Below are 17,180 nucleotides of genomic sequence, written 5' to 3' on the forward strand. Positions count from 1 at the left end.
CCTTTTCTTATGCCTGCTTGGGTGCAAGGTGCAGCTGGCCTTGCTTATACACAATTTCTTCAAGCGAAAGATTCAGCTTTTTCGCCATTTTTTTCAGCATTGATTGCTCTTGAGGTGTGACAAGACTGATGACTGCGCCTTCTTTTCCTGCGCGTCCGGTTCTGCCTGAACGGTGGATGTAGCCCTCTTCATTTGGCATATCTGCATGAATCACATATGGGAGATCATCAATATCGATTCCTCTTGCTGCAATATCTGTTGCAAGGAGGAGCGGGAATTCACGCTGTTCAAATGATTTTAAGATCACAGCACGCTCAGCTTTTTTTGCTTCACTATGAAGGACACCAAGGTCGACATGATGGTACGCTAATTTCTCTGCATAAATGCTTAAGTTCGTAATGTCACGCACAAAAACGAGCGCCTGCATGTCCTCAAGCCGTGAGAGCTTTTGCAGCAGTTTCACTTTGTCACGCTGATCACATAACAGATAATAGTGACCCACTTTCTGCGCTTCTTCCTCGCTTCTAGCAATTTTCAATACTTCTGGTTCAGATGTCATTTCTTTGATCAGCTGAACGGTTTCTTCTTTCAACGTTGCAGAAAAGCAAAGGATTTGTCTTTCTTTTAATGTGGACTTAATGATCCCTTGGATCGTTTTCATATGCTCTGGCACAAGAAGCTGATCTGCTTCGTCCAATACAATCGTTTTGACTTCATGCATTTTCAGTTTCTTGATTTTGATTAATTCTTGTACTCGGCCCGGTGTCGCCACAACGATGTTCGGATGTTTCTTTAGTTTTTCTTGCTGCTTCTTGATGTTCGCTCCACCAATCAAGGAGACCGCTTTGATGTCTGATCCTTGTTTGAACTCTTGCACGACATCAAAGATTTGCATCACAAGCTCTCTTGAAGGTGCCAAGATTAAGACTTGAGGATGCTTGATATTGACATCAATTTTATTTAAAAGCGGCAGTACATACGCAAGTGTCTTCCCAGTCCCAGTTGGCGATTCTGCGATCACATCACGCTTCTCCGTAATCCACTCTGCTGTTTTTTCTTGTATAGCTGTTGGTTTTTCGAAGCCAGCCGCTTGAAAATTTTCCTGAATAAATGGCTTTGCTTCTTTCAAAAATGCCCAATTTTCCGTCATGTCGATCTCCTTTATCCTCATTCAATCTATCCTTTAGTATCTCAAAATCAGCTTTGAAACGCAATTTTTCTTTTGATGCTTTTATCGAGCCGGACAGTTCGATATAATCATGAGAGGCACTAGCCGTTTTGAATCTATTTGAGGTGTAAAAAATGATATTATCTGTTAAAGATTTAAGTCATGGCTTTGGCGACAGAGCCATTTTCCACGAAGTGTCCTTCCGTTTATTAAAAGGCGAGCATGTCGGCTTAATCGGCGCCAACGGTGAAGGAAAGTCAACGTTTATGAATATTATTACTGGCAAGCTGGAGCCAGATGCAGGAAAAGTCGAATGGGCGAAAAATGTCCGTGTCGGCTACCTTGATCAGCATACCGTGCTAGAAAAGGGAAGAACGATCCGTGAGGTCCTTCAGGATGCATTCCATTATTTATTTTCAATGGAAGCCGCGATGAATGACATTTATGGCAAAATGGGTGAAGCCGATCCTGATGAGCTGGAAAAGCTGTTAGAGGAAGTTGGCGTCATTCAGGACGCACTGACAAACAATGATTTCTATATCATTGATTCTAAGGTCGAGGAGATTGCAAGAGGTCTTGGGTTAACGGATCTTGGATTAGACCGTGATGTGACGGAGCTCAGCGGCGGTCAGCGTACGAAGGTATTGCTAGCAAAATTGCTGTTAGAGAAACCTGAAATTCTCCTTCTCGATGAGCCGACCAACTATTTGGATGAGCAGCATATTGAATGGCTGAAGCGTTATTTACAGGAGTATGAAAATGCGTTTATCCTCATTTCACATGATATTCCGTTTTTAAACAGTGTCATCAACTTGATTTATCATGTTGAAAATCAAGAGCTCACGCGCTATGTTGGCGATTATGATCAATTTAAACAAGTGTACGAAGTTAAGAAGCAGCAGCTTGAAGCAGCCTATAAAAGACAGCAGCAGGAAGTGGCTGAACTAAAGGATTTTGTCGCAAGAAACAAAGCACGTGTCAGCACAAGAAATATGGCGATGTCCCGTCAAAAGAAACTGGATAAGATGGATATGATTGAACTGGCAGCAGAAAAACCAAAACCAGAATTCCACTTTAAACCGGCACGTACGTCTGGGAAACTGATTTTTGAAACGAAAGATTTGGTCATCGGTTATGATGAACCGCTCTCTCGCCCATTGAATTTGAAAATGGAACGCGGGCAAAAAATTGCGTTGTACGGTGCTAACGGTATCGGAAAAACGACGCTGCTCCGAAGTCTTCTTGGGGAAATCACACCTATTTCTGGTGAGGTGGAACGTGGAGAATTCTTGCATATTGGCTACTTTGAGCAAGAAGTAAAAGAGCAAAACAGCAATACTTGTATTGAAGAAGTATGGAGCACCTTCCCTTCTTACACGCAATATGAAGTCAGAGCCGCTCTTGCAAAATGCGGATTAACGACAAAACATATTGAAAGCCGTGTGTCTGTTTTAAGCGGAGGAGAAAAAGCAAAGGTCCGTCTTTGCAAGCTGATCAACGAAGAAACCAACTTACTTGTTCTCGATGAGCCGACAAACCACTTAGATGTCGATGCAAAAGAAGAACTAAAACGCGCCTTAAAAGAATATAAAGGCAGCGTCTTATTGATTTCTCACGAACCTGAATTTTATCAAGATGTGGCAACCGAAACTTGGAATTGCGAATCTTGGACGACAAAAGTATTATAACGACAAAAAAGCCTTATATCTTCAAAAGATATAAGGCCTTTTTCTAATTAATGACCTGCTTGGATATTCACCAAATGCTTACGTCCAAGGAGCAAAATAATCATGCCTAGAAGAACAACAGCAGCCCCGACATAATAAGGTGTACTTGCTGTATAGGATTCAGCGAGAACTCCGGCAATCCAGGGAGCGATCGCGCCCCCAATAAACCGTACAGCACTGTAAGAGGATGAAGCAATTGAACGTTCAACCGGTGCTGACCCCATCACAGCTGTTGTGAGCACTGTATTGATCATACCGAGAATTCCCCCAGCAATGACAATTCCGCATATCACGACCACAACATGAGACGTCCATATCCCAATGCCGAATAAAATTACAGCAAACGAAGCAAACAGAACCACAAGTGAGGTCAATGTCCCAAGTTTGCGATGAATGACCGGCGCTGAGAAGACAGAGGTCACAGCTAAAAATAGCCCCCAACCAAAAAAGACATAACCAAGTCCATGCTCATCAAGATGGAGCACAAATGGTGAATACGCTAAAAGCACAAAGAAACCAAAATTGTATAAGAAAGCGGCAGATGCCATCGTTAAAAGTCCTTTATATTTTAACGCCCCAACAGCCTCGAAAAATTTCACTTTTTTCTGCGGCTTTTGCATAGGTGGAAGCATAAAGGTAATCGCTAAAAGAGCAATGAGCATTAACACGGCAACGCCAAAGAAAGGCCCGCGCCAAGAAATTGTTCCAAGCTCACCGCCAAGCAGCGGTCCAACCGATATCCCAAGACCTAATGCTGCCTCGTATAAAATAATGGCCTTCGCACTTCCTCCAACAGATACACCGACAATGACAGAGAGTGCAGTTGAAATAAATAAAGCATTCCCAATGCCCCATCCGCCTCTAAAGCCAATCAATTCATTAATCGTTGAAGAAGTACCCCCTAAAGCAGAAAAAACAATAATAAAAATGAGTCCTACTAATAATGTCCATTTCGCACCAATCCGGCTAGAAATAAAGCCGGTGAAAAACATCACAAAGCCGGTCACAAGTAAGTAGCTTGTAAATAAAAGAGACACCTGACTTGGAGATGCATGTAATTGCGATGCAATGGCTGGCAGAATCGGATCCACGAGTCCTATTCCCATAAACGAAATCACACACGCAAAGGCAACAGCCCAAACGGCTTTTGGCTGCCTAAGCAAACTTGTACGCTGTTTCAACACTTCTTCTTCCTTCATTCCATCAGAACCTTTCCTTCAAATGTTGACAAAATAAAATAAACACGCAGAGGTGTTTATTTTTGTAATTGCTCAATTGCATGAGCCGCTCTTTCTTTCATCGCTTCAAGATCCTTTTTAAAGGATTGAATGGTTTCAAGCTTTTTTGAAATCAATTGATGCTGCACAGTCAGCTGCGCCTCAATATCTAACAGCTTCTCTAATCGTTCCTTCGGATCAAGCGACAGCAAGTAGCCTTCTTTATTCAGCTCTAGCTGCTTTCCGATTTCCATAAACGATTGAAGCTCCTGTAAAGAAAAGCCGAGTACCTCTTTTGCCTGCATCACTTTCTCTAGCTCTTCCATGTCGTCCTCTGAGTAAAGTCTGACTCCGCCCTCTGTCCGCTTTGGTGCTGATAATAAACCAATCTCTTCATAGAAACGAATCGTCCGTTTTGTTAGTCCGCTTCTTTTCGCCACTTGATCAATTTTCATCCATTCCATCACCAGTGCCTCCTGCTCATCAATTCATGTTTTATTATACACCTTTATAACCTTAACGTAAACGTTAAAGTTTTAACCCTTGATTTCCTTCCTGTTTTATCGCAGAATAAATAGTAATAATTACGATTTATAGGAGGTAATATATGCGTTCATTTCCATCTAAAGAAGAGCGGCACCAGCTATTCGGATCTGTACCGCCAAGTCTTGGCACAAAGCCTTGGCAAAAAGAGGACATGACGGACATTCAAAAAACAGAGCAGGACTTTTATTTTCATCTTGAACAAGTCGGGATCTGCCGCATGTCCTATCCGGTGCATATCGTATCTAAAACAGCACCACAGCGCCAGACAACTACTGCTGAATTTTCACTGAGTACTTCCCTGCCAGCTCATCAAAAAGGCATTCATATGAGCCGTCTCACTGAACAGCTGCACTCGTTTTATGAGAGCAGCAAGCCGCTTGATGTGAATGCCCTAAAAGAATTGACGGCAGCGATCGCCCGGAAAATGAGTCAACCCTCTGCTTCCGTTCAAGTTTCCTTTCCATGGTACATGGAAAAACAGAGCCCAGTCACCGGGCAGTCAGGCTTGATGCATGCGACTATCAAATATGACGTCCATTTTCATGAAAAGGACGGATGGACCTGTCATGTGGGCTGCGATGCACAGGTCACGACATTATGTCCTTGTTCCAAGGAAATCAGTGAATATGGTGCACATAATCAGCGCGGATCTGTTTCCATTCACGTAGAGTTGTTTGAACAAGCATCGCTTCCTGACGACATCAAGGCCGCTCTTTTACATATCATTGAGTCCAATGCGAGCGCACCGCTTTATCCCGTACTCAAAAGACCTGATGAAAAGAAAGTGACAGAAGAGGCTTATGAAAATCCGCGCTTTGTAGAAGATATCACAAGATTAATTGCCATTGAATTATATGAACAGCCATGGATTAAAGGCATTCAAGTTGAGTGCCGTAATGAGGAATCCATCCACCAGCATGATGCGTATGCCAAATGCTCTTATGAAAAAAACCTGTAGATCGCTCTACAGGTTTTTTATTTCCACATCTTTATTCATTCATTTCCTCAATCATAAGAGATAGTTCTGTCCAGCGGTCCATTGCTTGTTCTAATTCTTCCGCAACGGCTTTTTGTTCGTCCATCAGCTCTTGAATTTTTCCAAAATCACTGCCTGCCTCTGCAATGCTGTCTTCGAGCTGCTGATGTTTTTCTTCTAATGCCTGTATCCGGTCTTCAATCCCGTCCCATTCAAGCTGGTCTTTATAAGAAAGTTTTTTTCTCTTTTTCGGCGCAGCTTCTACTTGTTTTTCAGCAGGCTTTGCCTCTGTCCGCTTCTGCTCTTTTTCCTGTTCCATATAATCGCTGTAAGCACCTTGGAAGTGTGAAATGCGGCCATTTCCTTCAAAGACAAGCAGGCGGTGAACCACTCGGTCTAAGAAATAACGATCATGGGACACGGTGATGACGACGCCAGGGAACTGCTCTAAATAATCCTCTAAAATACTGAGGGTCTCTGTATCAAGGTCGTTCGTCGGCTCATCTAAAAAGAGAACATTCGGTTCTTCCATTAAGACCTTCAATAAATACAATCTGCGGCGTTCTCCCCCTGACAGCTTACGGATAAACGTCCGCTGCATCGATCTTGGGAAAAGGAAGCGCTCCAGCATCTGCTCTGCTGTGACAATGGCGCCATCAGACGTCTTGACGATCTCAGCTGTTTCCTTGATATACTCAATGATAGTCAGCTCATCATTCATTTCCTTGTGATCCTGCGTGTAATAGCCAATACGAACGGTTTGTCCAATGGTCAATTGTCCTGAGGTCGGTTCGATTTTACCCGCTAAACAGTTCAGCAGAGTGGTTTTGCCGACTCCATTCGGTCCGATGAATCCGATACGATCACCCGGCACGACTAAATCTGTAAACCGCTCCACAAGGGTCTGGCCAGCAAATGAAATCGATAAGTCTTCTGCCTCGATCACTTGTTTTCCCAAGCGGTGCGAGCCGATGGCAAAATCAAGCTCTCCCTTCGCATCAGGCCCTTTTTGATCTTTCAGCTCTTCGACTCTGCCGATACGTGCTTTCTGCTTTGTCGTTCTTGCTTTTGCCCCTCGTCTCAGCCATGCAAGCTCTCGTCTAAGCAAGTTTTGACGCTTCGTTTCTTTCACCTGAGCTTCTGCTTCCCGCTCCGCTCTTTTTTCTAAAAAGACTTCATAATTTCCTTTATACGTATAAAGCTGACCTTGATTTAACTCATAAATCCGATTGGCCACCCGGTTTAAGAAATAACGATCGTGCGTCACGAGAATGACAGCACCGCTATATTGGCTTAAATATCCTTCAAGCCATTCAATGGTGGCATTATCAAGATGGTTGGTTGGCTCATCTAAAATCAACAAACCTGCAGGCTGAATTAAATTTTTAGCAATGGCGACACGTTTTTTCTGTCCGCCTGATAATGCATGGACAGAGCGGCTCACATCTTTCACGCCAAGTTTTGTCAAAATCATTTTTGCTGAAAGGTTCGCATCCCAAGCGTCTTCCTGATCCATTCGGTTTTGCATGCGCATCAGCGCCTCTTGTTTTGCCTCATTTTGCGGGTCATGGTCTAAATCAGCGAGTGCCTGTTCATACGCCTTCATCGTTTGAATCATTGGTGCCGTTCCAGAAAAAATGTAGTCAAGAATCGTTTCAGTTCCGCTCATTTCAGGATCTTGCTCAAGAAATTCGATATCAAGTGTCCCTGCTTTCGTGATGTCACCTTCCTCAAACGATTCAAGTCCCGCGATGACTTTTAGAAGCGTTGACTTCCCTGTACCATTTGGTCCAATCAATCCGATGCGCTCCTTCGGTTCTATATGAAACGAAATATGATCAAACAGCGTTTTCTCGCCATAGGTTTTATATAATCCTTCAACATTCAATAAACTCATTTTATCAGCCCTTACATAGATTCTTCCTTTATTTTAAATCAGCCAGTAGCAGAAAACTAGTTTTAAAAAACCCGATGCTGAAAAGAATGTTTCCTTTTGATGCTCGATACACTATGAAGAGGTGATCTAAAGATGATAACCATTAGCTTATGTATGATTGTGAAAAATGAAGAGGAAGTGCTGGCGGACTGTCTTTCTTCTGTTCAAGACATTGTCGATGAGATGATTATCGTTGATACGGGATCAACAGATCAAACGAAGGAGATCGCTCATTCTTTTTCAGCAAAGGTACTGGATTTTGAATGGGTGCAGCATTTTGCAAAAGCACGCAACTTTGCTTTCTCACATGCAACGAAAGAGTATGTTTTATGGCTCGATGCTGACGATGTTCTGCTTGAAGAAGACCGCCAAAAATTGCTTCAGCTTAAGAAAACACTTGATCCTTCGGTGGATGCTGTCTCAATGTTTTATCATGTGGGATTCGATGAAAACGGTCAAGTCAATTTCAAATATAGAAGAAATCGCCTTGTGAAGCGTTCGTTGAACTTTCAGTGGTACGGGGCCGTTCATGAGTTTCTTCAAGTGTATGGAAACATTTTCTCAGCCGATATCGCTGTCACACATCAAAAGCGCAAGAAAACTACTGCTGGTGAGCCTGGGCGCAACTTGCGAATTTATGAAGACATGCTGGCAAAAGGAGAGGATATGACACCCCGTGATCTCTTTTATTTTGCCAATGAATTAAGAGACAACGGGCAGCATGTCAGGGCGATTCGTTTTTATCATGAATTTTTAAACACAAAACAGTGCTGGATTGAGGACGAAATTCGCACATGCCAATATTTAGCGGACTGCTATTATGCGGTAGGTTTCGAGGAATCGGCCTTATCCTCATTATTACGATCCTTCTTATATGATCAGCCCCGGCCAGAGTTTTGCTGCCGGATCGGAGATCATCTAAAAATACAAAATAAACATCAGGCGGCCATCTTTTGGTATGAGCAGGCGCTGAAGGCGCCTGAAAACGAAACAGCCTTCACACTTACACAATATAAAACGTGGTATCCTCACCTTCAGCTTTGCTACTGTTATTATCAGCTCGGCGACCTGGAAAAAGCCAAAATACATCACCATGCCTCCTTCGCCCATCATCCCACTCATCCAAGTGTGCTGTACAATGAAAAAATATTTGCTGAACAGACATAGATCGTCTGTCACCACATCCGCCTTCGATTTCCCGGCGGATGTCTCTTTTTATACACTTATTCGGTTGTGACGTTTAACACTTTAGTGATTTAAAGCGTTTTTCAACCAATTGACTAAATTGTCATTTGCGCATATACTAACATTCGTCTTACGAAAAGATTTATCCATTAGGAGGTCAACATGAGTTCTTTATTTCGAAAAAAATCTCTCGACCAGCTCATGCTTGAAAGTCAAACAAAGCGGCTCAGCCGTTCGTTGAATACGTTTGATTTAATCTTGCTTGGCATTGGCTGTGTGGTCGGGACTGGAATCTTTGTCATTACGGGGGTTGCTGCGGCAAATGATGCGGGACCTGCGATTATTATATCTTTTATTTTGGCTGCGATCGCATGCGCCCTTGCTGCTTTTTGCTACGCTGAATTCTCCTCATCCATTCCTGTGTCAGGAAGCGTCTATACGTATTCCTACGCAACACTTGGGGAATTTCTCGCCTTCTTAATGGGCTGGGATCTCATGCTGGAATATGTTATTGCGCTCTCTGCTGTAGCAAGTGGATGGTCGTCCTATTTTCAATCACTGCTCAGCGGATTTGGCCTGCACATACCGAAGGCTTTATCAGCTGCACCTGGAGCCGCTGACGGGGCCGTCTTTAACCTTCCAGGCGCACTCATTATTTTGCTCATCACCTTTATCGTCTCAAGAGGCGTCAAAGAAAGCACAAAGCTGAATAACATTATTGTTCTGATCAAAATTGCCATCGTCCTACTCTTTATCATCTCAGGCTTTGCTTACGTCAAACCTGAAAACTGGACACCGTTTATGCCAATGGGCTTCCATGGCGTGATTGCTGGAGCCGCAACTGTCTTTTTTGCTTACCTTGGATTTGATGCAATCGCCAATGCTTCTGAAGAAGTCAAAAACCCGCAAAAGGCGATGCCAATTGGAATCATCGGTGCGCTCGGTGTTTGTACGATTTTATACATCGGGGTTTCATTCGTCTTAACAGGCATGGTTCACTATACGAAGCTGAATGTCAGTGATCCTGTCGCTTTTGCTCTTCAAGTGGTTGGCCTGAATAGTGTCGCTGGTATTATATCCGCAGGTGCTATTATCGGGATTACGACAGTGTTAATTGCACTTGTCTACGCTCAGGTTCGTTTAACCTTTGCCATGAGCCGAGATGGACTCATGCCGAAAATCTTTTCAAACGTTCATCCAAAATCTAAGACACCGGTTGCCAACACTTGGCTGACAGGCGCTGTTGCGTCATGTATCGTTGGATTCGTCAACTTATCAACACTTGCTAATTTAGTCAGCATCGGTACACTTGCGGCCTTTACGGTGATCTCTATCGCTGTGATCGTACTCCGGAAAAAACATCCGAATATGAATACAGCTTTTAAAGTACCCTTTGTCCCTGTCCTTCCTATAATTAGTGCGGTCATTTGTATGATCTTGGCTTTCACACTGAAATGGGAAACATGGAGAGCCTTCCTCATCTGGATCGTCATCGGTGTTGTTGTCTATTTCACCTATGCAAGACGAAAAAGCCATCTCAACGAAACACATTAGAAAAGAGACTCGGGGGGTTCCCGGTCTCTTTTTTTTTGCTTAAATCACGCTGTTTTTGACTGAATTTGAGTCCACCATATCTGGATCTAACACGCTTGAAATCGGAATGACAAGCGGTGAACAATCTCCATTGTCCTCACCAAAACCTTGGTTCAATTTCATTGAGAGAAAATAATCAATCTGCTGATAAGGTCCTAGCGTCAGTGATGCACCCCGATCCATTGTATTGATTTTAAAAGCACCGACATTGACAACTGAGGGTGAAAATAACATCACACATCACTTCCTTTGAATGGGTTTAGCTGCTGGCGAAAAAGAGGCAGGTGAGTCCACTTGATCTCGATCATCTACATGGCTTTTTGTACCGACAAAACCGCTGGCATCTCCAAAATTCTGTCCGTAACCCTGATTTTTTTTATCTGAGTTTTGCCACTCTGCTAACAAATTTTGTCCGACATTCACCGCCGACGCATTTTCAAAGGAATTAATTTTTAACATGAAAATATTAATATTGATATACGGAGTTGGTTGAACCACAGATAAACCTCCTTTTTATAGGTATATGCAAGCACCCATCAAGTATGTTAACGGGAGGTCTTCACATGGACTTCGAAAAAATGAAGCAGTGGATGGATATTGCCCAGCAAATGCATGGAGATGATTTTTGGAAAATGATCTTCGATGATGAGCAAAGATCCCCCTTTATGGCAAACGGTCCATCTCCATTTACATTCACACAGCAGGATCAGCGGGGATCAGATGCGTCGTTTCCTCCAATCGACATGGTGGAAACCCATGCAGAAATTCAATACTTAATTTACTTGCCTGGCTACCGAAAGGAAGACGTTCAGGTGTTATCATATGGTGAATATTTGGTTGTGAAAGGACAGCGCTTTTCCTTTTTTAACGAGCAGGACTTTCGCCAAAAACAAGGGAAGTATGGTCCGTTTGAAAAGAAAATCCGCCTTCCAGAGATGATTCTCGGTCAAATGAATGCTGCCTTTAAAGACGGTGTACTTTACATCCGCCTGCAAAAAGATGAAGGAAAAGCGACGGCTATCATCATAGATGACGAATATTGATACTCACTGCGTCTATTTGATCACGATCATCAATTGTTTCAATTGGCAGGATCGTGATCACGCCCTCAGCATTCTGTTCCCCAAAGCCATTGTTTCGTTTGATCGTACTGCAATGATTGCGAACAAACGTCGAGCCAAACGTCATAGATGATCCTGTGCCAATCGAATTCGTTTTCATATGAGCAATGTGAATCTGAGTAGGCAGCATGTGCGTCTCCCCTTTCTTGTCATCTCTATAAGTATATATCAGATAGCTTTTCCATAGACTAGAGTAAGGCGGAAGAAAAGGTTGTGGTCTACTTGAAATATTTCATTCAATCACTCTTTAAAAAAACTGAATCCAATCCATCCCCATCTGTCATTGAGCTAGAAAAAAGACTCGCCGCTCTTGAGCAAAAAATGTCTGCACCAGCTGCTCCTGTCTCAGAGGATACACACATCCATATTGAATCCCTGCGCGTGGACAAAATTGATTATCATTTAGAATTTGGGGAGCTTTCTATTGACCAGCTTCAAGGCAGGCTCAATATTGGGGCAACCTATTACACGCCAAAGGACACATGCATCAAAAAATCCACACAAACACCGAAACCAAAAGAAACAAAAACACCGGTTGTCTCGATTCGATCAAAGCCTTCATCTTCTTAAAGCGCTCAGCTTTTCAGCACGACCGGCAGCCAGAAATAGACCGCAAGAACAATCACCACAATACTGATGATATTTAACCAAAAACCCGCCCTGACCATATCAGATATTTTCAGCACGTCCGCACTAAAGACAGCGGCGTTTGGCGGTGTGGAAATCGGCAGCATAAACGCACAGGAGGAAGCCAAAGCAGCCGCGGCCATTAACCCATATGGCTCGATTCCAATCGCAAGACCAAGCCCTACCGTTATCGGAATAATCATATTGGCGACAGCCGTATTAGACATAATTTCAGTCATAAACAGAATCGCTCCCGTTAAAATAATCAACAGCATGATATACGAAAGCCCGTTTAAATGCTGTAAATTTTCTCCGATCCATCCTGTTAAATTGGTTTCTGCAAAGCCCGTAGCGAGCGAAAGCCCTCCTCCAAACAAAAGCAAAAGTCCCCACGGCAGTTCTTTCATATCCTGCCATTCTAATATTCTCTCTCCATTTGTTGCTGGGATGAGAAATAACAGCATGGCACCGAAAATGGCGATAGACGTATCAGATACGGTCATCCCTCCAAACAAAAAGAGCTTAAAAATCCATAAGAACGCCGTCATGAGAAAAACAACAAATACCCATTTTTCCTCTCTTTTCATTTTTCCTAAATCCTCTAATCCCTTTTGAATGAACGCTGCACTCATTTCACCTTTGTGTTCTACCTTGAACTGTACCCTCGTCAAATACAAAAATAAGAGAATAAGCAAAATCATCGCAACAGGAAAACCAAACAAAAACCATTCGAAAAACATAATCTCTCGATCTAGCAGTTTTTTTGACATCGCAGCAAACACTGCATTCGGCACAGACCCGACAAGTGTCGCCAAACCTCCAATTGACGCTGAATACGCTACCGACAATAAAATGCTTTTACTAAATCGATCAAGAGATGGGCCAGATAAGATTTCATTTGTCTTGACCTCTTTAATCACTGCAAGGGCCACTGGCAGCATCATGAGTGCTGTCGCTGCATTCGAAATCCACATAGATAAAAATGCAGTCGCGATCATGACACCTAAGACAATGCGATCACTTCTTGTGCCAATCACCCTTAAAATGTGTAAAGCCATTCTTCTATGTAATTTCCATTTTTCAATGGCAATTGCGATCATAAATCCTCCCATGTACATAAAGACGATCGGATCTCCATAAGACCTTGATGCCTGTTCCATAGAAAGCCCGCCAAGTGTCGGCAGCAAGATGATGGGCAATAAAGATGTAGCAGGAATGGGAAGTGCTTCAGTCACCCACCATGTGGCCGTCCAAGCCGTAATGCCCAAGACTACCCTCGCAGCATAGGTCAATTCATCTTCAGGTATGAGAAAAAAAATGAGCAAAAAGAGTGTCGGTCCAAGAACAAGTCCAATCAAATTCACCTTTTTATAAACGATAACAATTCCCCCTAATGAAAGCGCTTGTCATATTTTTTCTAATTTTTCACATTCGATGATCTTTTAATAAATCCTTTAAATCAAAAGAAAAAATGAAGATATATTTCATTAGAAATAGCTGTTTTTTAACCCCATTACCCAAACCTTGACATGATCCCTTGGTCTATTTTCATAGGAGAAACTATACAAATCACGACCAATCACTGTAAAATATAGAGGATCTAATCAAAAATTGAGGTGTTTTCATTGTATACGGATCAAAAAAAATCATTTTGGAAACAGAAAAAAGTCATCATCCCTCTTCTTAGCATCATCGTAGTTGCTGCTGCTTTCTTTTTCTTAAAAGATACTCTTTTCTCTAAGGAAAAAGAAGCTTTAAAAGCCGCTCAAAACTTTACGGAACATATGAAGAAGAAAGACTTTACGAAGCTGGCAGATGAGGTGACAAGTGCATCTTTGAAAGCCAATGACTTTTCAAAAAAACAACTAGCCGAAAAATACGACAATATTTTCAACGGTATTGGTGCTTATGACCTGAACATTTCAAAGCTCAACGTTGAAAAACAGGACAAAGGAAATGGGTATCAATTTTCCTATGATGTAACGATGAAAACGTCTCTTGGCAAGCTGCATAAGCTGTCTTACAAGGGCGTTCTTTCCGAAGAGGACGACAAGTGGAAAGTGGACTGGAAGCCAAATCTCATCTTCCCGCAAATGGAGAAAGGAGATACCATCAAGGTCAAAGCTGACCCTGCTGTCCGCGGAAACATTGTCGACCGAAAAGGACGTACACTGGCAGAAACAACTGGTGGAAACGCACTTGGCATCATCCCAGGAAAGCTCGGAACAGGAGAAGAAAAAGAACGCAATATCAAAAAGATCAGCAAAGCTTTTGATATAGAGGAAGAACTAATCAACAATCAATTGAAACAAGCATGGGTCACAGACGACACGTTTGTCCCGCTCAAATCGATGTTAAAACAGGAGCCGATTCCAAAGGACGTAAATGGCGTTACCTATCAAACGAAGGAAATGCGCTACTATCCATATAACAAAGCCGCCGCTCATCTCACCGGGTATGTCGGAAAAGCAAATGCGGATGATATCAAAAGAAATCCAGCATTAAAGGCAGATCAAATCATCGGCAAAACCGGCCTTGAATTTACATTTGACAAAAACTTACGCGGACAAGATGGCGGAAGCATTCTCATCGTCCATGATGAAACAGGTATTGAAGAAACATTGCAAAAATCAGATCGAAAAGATGGAAAAACAGTGAAGCTGACGATTGATGCTTCTTTACAGAAAAAAGCCTATGATCAGTTGAAAGGCGAAAAAGGGGCCGTCTCAATCATGAATCCATCATCAGGCGATCTATTAGCGCTTGTCAGCACCCCTTCCTACGATGTCAATCTCATGACAAACGGGATTACACCTAAGCAATATCAGGCATACAGTGAAAATCCAGACCTTCCATTCCAAGCTCGATATGCGAGCCGGTATGCGCCAGGGTCCACATTCAAAACCATTACAGCAGCCATTGGGCTGGAAACAGGTGTCACAAAGCCTGACAAAGTGCGCACCATTCACGGACTGAAATGGCAGAAGGATCAATCTTGGGGAAATTATCGCATCACACGGGTTCACGATAAAGAAAAAGTAAATATGGTCGATGCCCTTGTGTACTCAGACAATATTTATTTTGGACAGGAAGCACTCGAAATCGGCAAAGACACCTACGAGAAAAAAGTGAAAGCATTTGGATTTGGCGAAGACTTACACATGCCATTTACAATGAAGCCTGCACAAGTATCGAACGATGGCATTCAATCGGATATCTTACTGGCTGACTCGGCGTATGGGCAAGGCGAATTACTCATGTCACCGATTGAACAAGTACATGCCTATTCTCCATTTGCCACAGGAGGCAAGCTTGTCTACCCACGGGTGATTCAAGATGAAAAAACAGCATCACCAAAACAAATCATCAAAGAAGGCTCGGCAAACACAGTGAAAGACGCATTGACTAAGGTCGTGACCAGTCCAAACGGAACAGCCCACTCCTTACAAATCGAAGGAGCGGATATTGCCGCTAAAACGGGAACGGCAGAATTAAAGAGCAAACAAGGTGCAACAGACGGCACTGAAAATGGATTTTTACTTGCGTTTAATCCTAAAAAAGAAGATTACGTCCTCGTCGGTATGATCGAAGGTGTGAAAAACCGCGGCGGCAGTGGACTCGTCGTTCAAAAAATGAAGCCTGTGATCGCTTCTTTTTATAAATAACCCTTTAGAGACACACGCTTCATCAAGCGCTTGTGTCTCTTTTTTTCTAAATCATGACAATTTGCTATTGTTTTATAGTTCACCTTATGAATAAAATGAGAAGAATGCAAAAAAACAGAAAACAGATAAATGAAGGGAGGAAGTCTCATTGGCCATTGCTGCTCGTACAAAGGATAAACCTCAACATTCTGTTACCGGCTCAACGGTTTATCCCATCTTACTGATTATTGGTATTTGTCATATGCTGAACGACACATTGCAAGCCGTTATTCCTGCGATGTTCCCTATTTTGGAACGCTCAATGGGGCTGACCTTTACACAATTAGGGCTGATTGCTTTTACATTAAATATGGTCTCCTCCGTGATGCAGCCAGCTATTGGGTGGTACACAGATAAACGGCCGATGCCTTATGCACTTCCGATTGCTTTATTTTCAAGTGCAGTCGGTATATTCGGACTCGCGTTTGCTCCGTCGTTTGCCACCATTCTGCTTTGCGTTGTCTTTATCGGACTCGGCTCTGCGATCTTCCATCCAGAGGGCTCCCGTGTTGCCAACATGGCAGCTGGTCCAAGACGAGGTCTTGCCCAGTCCATCTATCAAGTAGGCGGGAATACAGGTCAAGCCTTTGCTCCGCTTATCGCTGCATTAATGCTCGTCCCGCTCGGTCAGACAGGCGTGGCTTGGTTTACGATTGTTGGAATGTTGGCGGTTGGTTTCCTTCTTTATATTTCAAGATGGTACGCAGGAAGGCTTCAAACCATTCGGGCCGAAGCGAAAAAAGCTCCTGCAAAAGCTGTCAGATCTGATATTCATCGTAAATCAGCACTCATTGCACTTGGCATTATCGTCTTTCTCATCTTCGCCCGCTCTTGGTATGGAAATGCCATTTCGAATTTCTATGCGTTTTATGCGATTGAACAATACGGTTTGACGATTAAAGAATCACAGACTTATATCTTCTTATTTCTTATTCTAGGTGCAATTGGGACATTTTTAGGCGGGCCGCTTGCAGACCGCTTTGGCAAGAAAAACGTGATTTTAGTTTCCTTATTGGCATCATTCCCGCTTGCCCTGCTGCTGCCATTTGCCGGACCGGTTTTTGCTTATGTTTTACTCGGGCTGATCGGGCTCATTTTGACATCAAGCTTCTCTGTCACCGTGGTTTATGCCCAAGAACTATTTCCCGGGAAAATTGGCACAATGTCTGGTTTAACTGTTGGGCTTGCGTTTGGTATGGGCGCAATCGGATCGGTTGCCCTCGGCTCATTCATTGATGCCTTCGGCTTAACGCCTACCATGATCGGTGTTGCCTTTTTACCGATATTAGGCATCCTAGCCTTCTTACTTCCCAGCGACCAAACCATCTCCAAATGGAATGAATCATAAAAAGAAAACCGCTCAATAAATGAGCGGTTTTT

The 17,180-nt window shown here is 43.0% G+C and carries 16 protein-coding genes; 8 read left to right on the forward strand and 8 right to left on the reverse strand.

The annotated features are described in order from the left end of the window. Positions 1 to 7: 7 nt before the first annotated feature. A complete protein-coding gene (locus tag M1D84_RS15260) occupies positions 8 to 1,150 on the reverse strand; it encodes a DEAD/DEAH box helicase (protein WP_024426644.1) in 1,143 nt (380 codons plus the stop codon). Between the two features lie 152 nt (positions 1,151 to 1,302). Between M1D84_RS15260 and M1D84_RS15265 the strand changes: the two genes are divergently transcribed. Next, positions 1,303 to 2,856, forward strand: a complete 1,554-nt coding sequence (locus M1D84_RS15265; protein WP_024426645.1) for an ABC-F family ATP-binding cassette domain-containing protein — start codon at positions 1,303 to 1,305, stop codon at positions 2,854 to 2,856. A 47-nt stretch (positions 2,857 to 2,903) separates the two neighbouring features. Here M1D84_RS15265 and M1D84_RS15270 read toward each other — a convergent pair whose 3' ends face one another. Both M1D84_RS15270 and M1D84_RS15275 read right to left on the reverse strand, forming a co-directional pair. Continuing rightward, positions 2,904 to 4,094: an MFS transporter gene (locus M1D84_RS15270; protein ID WP_024424587.1), complete on the reverse strand. Its 1,191-nt coding sequence runs from the start codon at positions 4,092 to 4,094 to the stop codon at positions 2,904 to 2,906. A gap of 56 nt (positions 4,095 to 4,150) precedes the next feature. After that, positions 4,151 to 4,576 (reverse strand): MerR family transcriptional regulator, encoded by a 426-nt coding sequence (locus M1D84_RS15275; protein WP_024424586.1) that lies wholly within the window; start codon positions 4,574 to 4,576, stop codon positions 4,151 to 4,153. A gap of 143 nt (positions 4,577 to 4,719) precedes the next feature. Here M1D84_RS15275 and folE2 point away from each other — a divergent pair, with 143 nt between their 5' ends. Further along, positions 4,720 to 5,616 (forward strand): GTP cyclohydrolase FolE2, encoded by an 897-nt coding sequence (folE2, locus tag M1D84_RS15280; RefSeq protein WP_247721782.1) that lies wholly within the window; start codon positions 4,720 to 4,722, stop codon positions 5,614 to 5,616. A gap of 31 nt (positions 5,617 to 5,647) precedes the next feature. Here the strand turns inward: folE2 and M1D84_RS15285 are convergent, their stop codons facing one another. After that, positions 5,648 to 7,531, reverse strand: coding sequence for an ABC-F family ATP-binding cassette domain-containing protein (locus M1D84_RS15285; protein WP_283859945.1), 1,884 nt, complete (start codon positions 7,529 to 7,531; stop codon positions 5,648 to 5,650). Between the two features lie 132 nt (positions 7,532 to 7,663). On the opposite strand from M1D84_RS15285, the gene M1D84_RS15290 reads away from it, so the two are divergent. Then, complete coding sequence (locus tag M1D84_RS15290) at positions 7,664 to 8,737, forward strand: tetratricopeptide repeat-containing glycosyltransferase family 2 protein (protein WP_283859944.1); 1,074 nt, start codon at positions 7,664 to 7,666, stop codon at positions 8,735 to 8,737. 180 nt (positions 8,738 to 8,917) lie between these two features. Beyond that, positions 8,918 to 10,309, forward strand: a complete 1,392-nt coding sequence (locus tag M1D84_RS15295) for an amino acid permease (RefSeq protein WP_025092665.1) — start codon at positions 8,918 to 8,920, stop codon at positions 10,307 to 10,309. Positions 10,310 to 10,348: 39 nt separating this feature from the next. Here the strand turns inward: M1D84_RS15295 and M1D84_RS15300 are convergent, their stop codons facing one another. Beyond that, positions 10,349 to 10,582 (reverse strand): hypothetical protein, encoded by a 234-nt coding sequence (locus M1D84_RS15300; RefSeq protein ID WP_034623095.1) that lies wholly within the window; start codon positions 10,580 to 10,582, stop codon positions 10,349 to 10,351. Positions 10,583 to 10,588: 6 nt separating this feature from the next. Beyond that, positions 10,589 to 10,846 carry a hypothetical protein gene (locus tag M1D84_RS15305; protein ID WP_003213975.1) on the reverse strand — a complete coding sequence of 86 codons (258 nt, stop codon included), beginning with the start codon at positions 10,844 to 10,846 and terminating at the stop codon, positions 10,589 to 10,591. 65 nt (positions 10,847 to 10,911) lie between these two features. Between M1D84_RS15305 and M1D84_RS15310 the strand changes: the two genes are divergently transcribed. Beyond that, the gene (locus M1D84_RS15310) at positions 10,912 to 11,391 is read left to right on the forward strand and encodes an Hsp20/alpha crystallin family protein (RefSeq protein ID WP_024424582.1); all 480 of its coding nucleotides are present in this window, start codon (positions 10,912 to 10,914) and stop codon (positions 11,389 to 11,391) included. On the opposite strand, the gene M1D84_RS15315 is transcribed toward M1D84_RS15310, so the two are convergent. Then, positions 11,372 to 11,599, reverse strand: coding sequence for a hypothetical protein (locus M1D84_RS15315; protein ID WP_149125894.1), 228 nt, complete (start codon positions 11,597 to 11,599; stop codon positions 11,372 to 11,374). The two genes, M1D84_RS15310 and M1D84_RS15315, sit on opposite strands and share 20 nt — an antisense overlap. A gap of 83 nt (positions 11,600 to 11,682) precedes the next feature. Between M1D84_RS15315 and M1D84_RS15320 the strand changes: the two genes are divergently transcribed. Continuing rightward, positions 11,683 to 12,039 (forward strand): hypothetical protein, encoded by a 357-nt coding sequence (locus tag M1D84_RS15320; protein ID WP_149125895.1) that lies wholly within the window; start codon positions 11,683 to 11,685, stop codon positions 12,037 to 12,039. A gap of 5 nt (positions 12,040 to 12,044) precedes the next feature. On the opposite strand, the gene M1D84_RS15325 is transcribed toward M1D84_RS15320, so the two are convergent. Then, the gene (locus M1D84_RS15325; protein WP_283859942.1) at positions 12,045 to 13,460 is read right to left on the reverse strand and encodes an SLC13 family permease; all 1,416 of its coding nucleotides are present in this window, start codon (positions 13,458 to 13,460) and stop codon (positions 12,045 to 12,047) included. Between the two features lie 261 nt (positions 13,461 to 13,721). Between M1D84_RS15325 and pbp4 the strand changes: the two genes are divergently transcribed. After that, a complete protein-coding gene (gene pbp4, locus M1D84_RS15330) occupies positions 13,722 to 15,761 on the forward strand; it encodes a penicillin-binding protein PBP4(5) (protein WP_283859941.1) in 2,040 nt (679 codons plus the stop codon). A gap of 148 nt (positions 15,762 to 15,909) precedes the next feature. Continuing rightward, a complete protein-coding gene (locus M1D84_RS15335; protein WP_024426656.1) occupies positions 15,910 to 17,148 on the forward strand; it encodes an MFS transporter in 1,239 nt (412 codons plus the stop codon). Positions 17,149 to 17,180 lie beyond the last annotated feature (32 nt).

Source organism: Bacillus sp. PK5-006 (assembly GCF_054161415.1).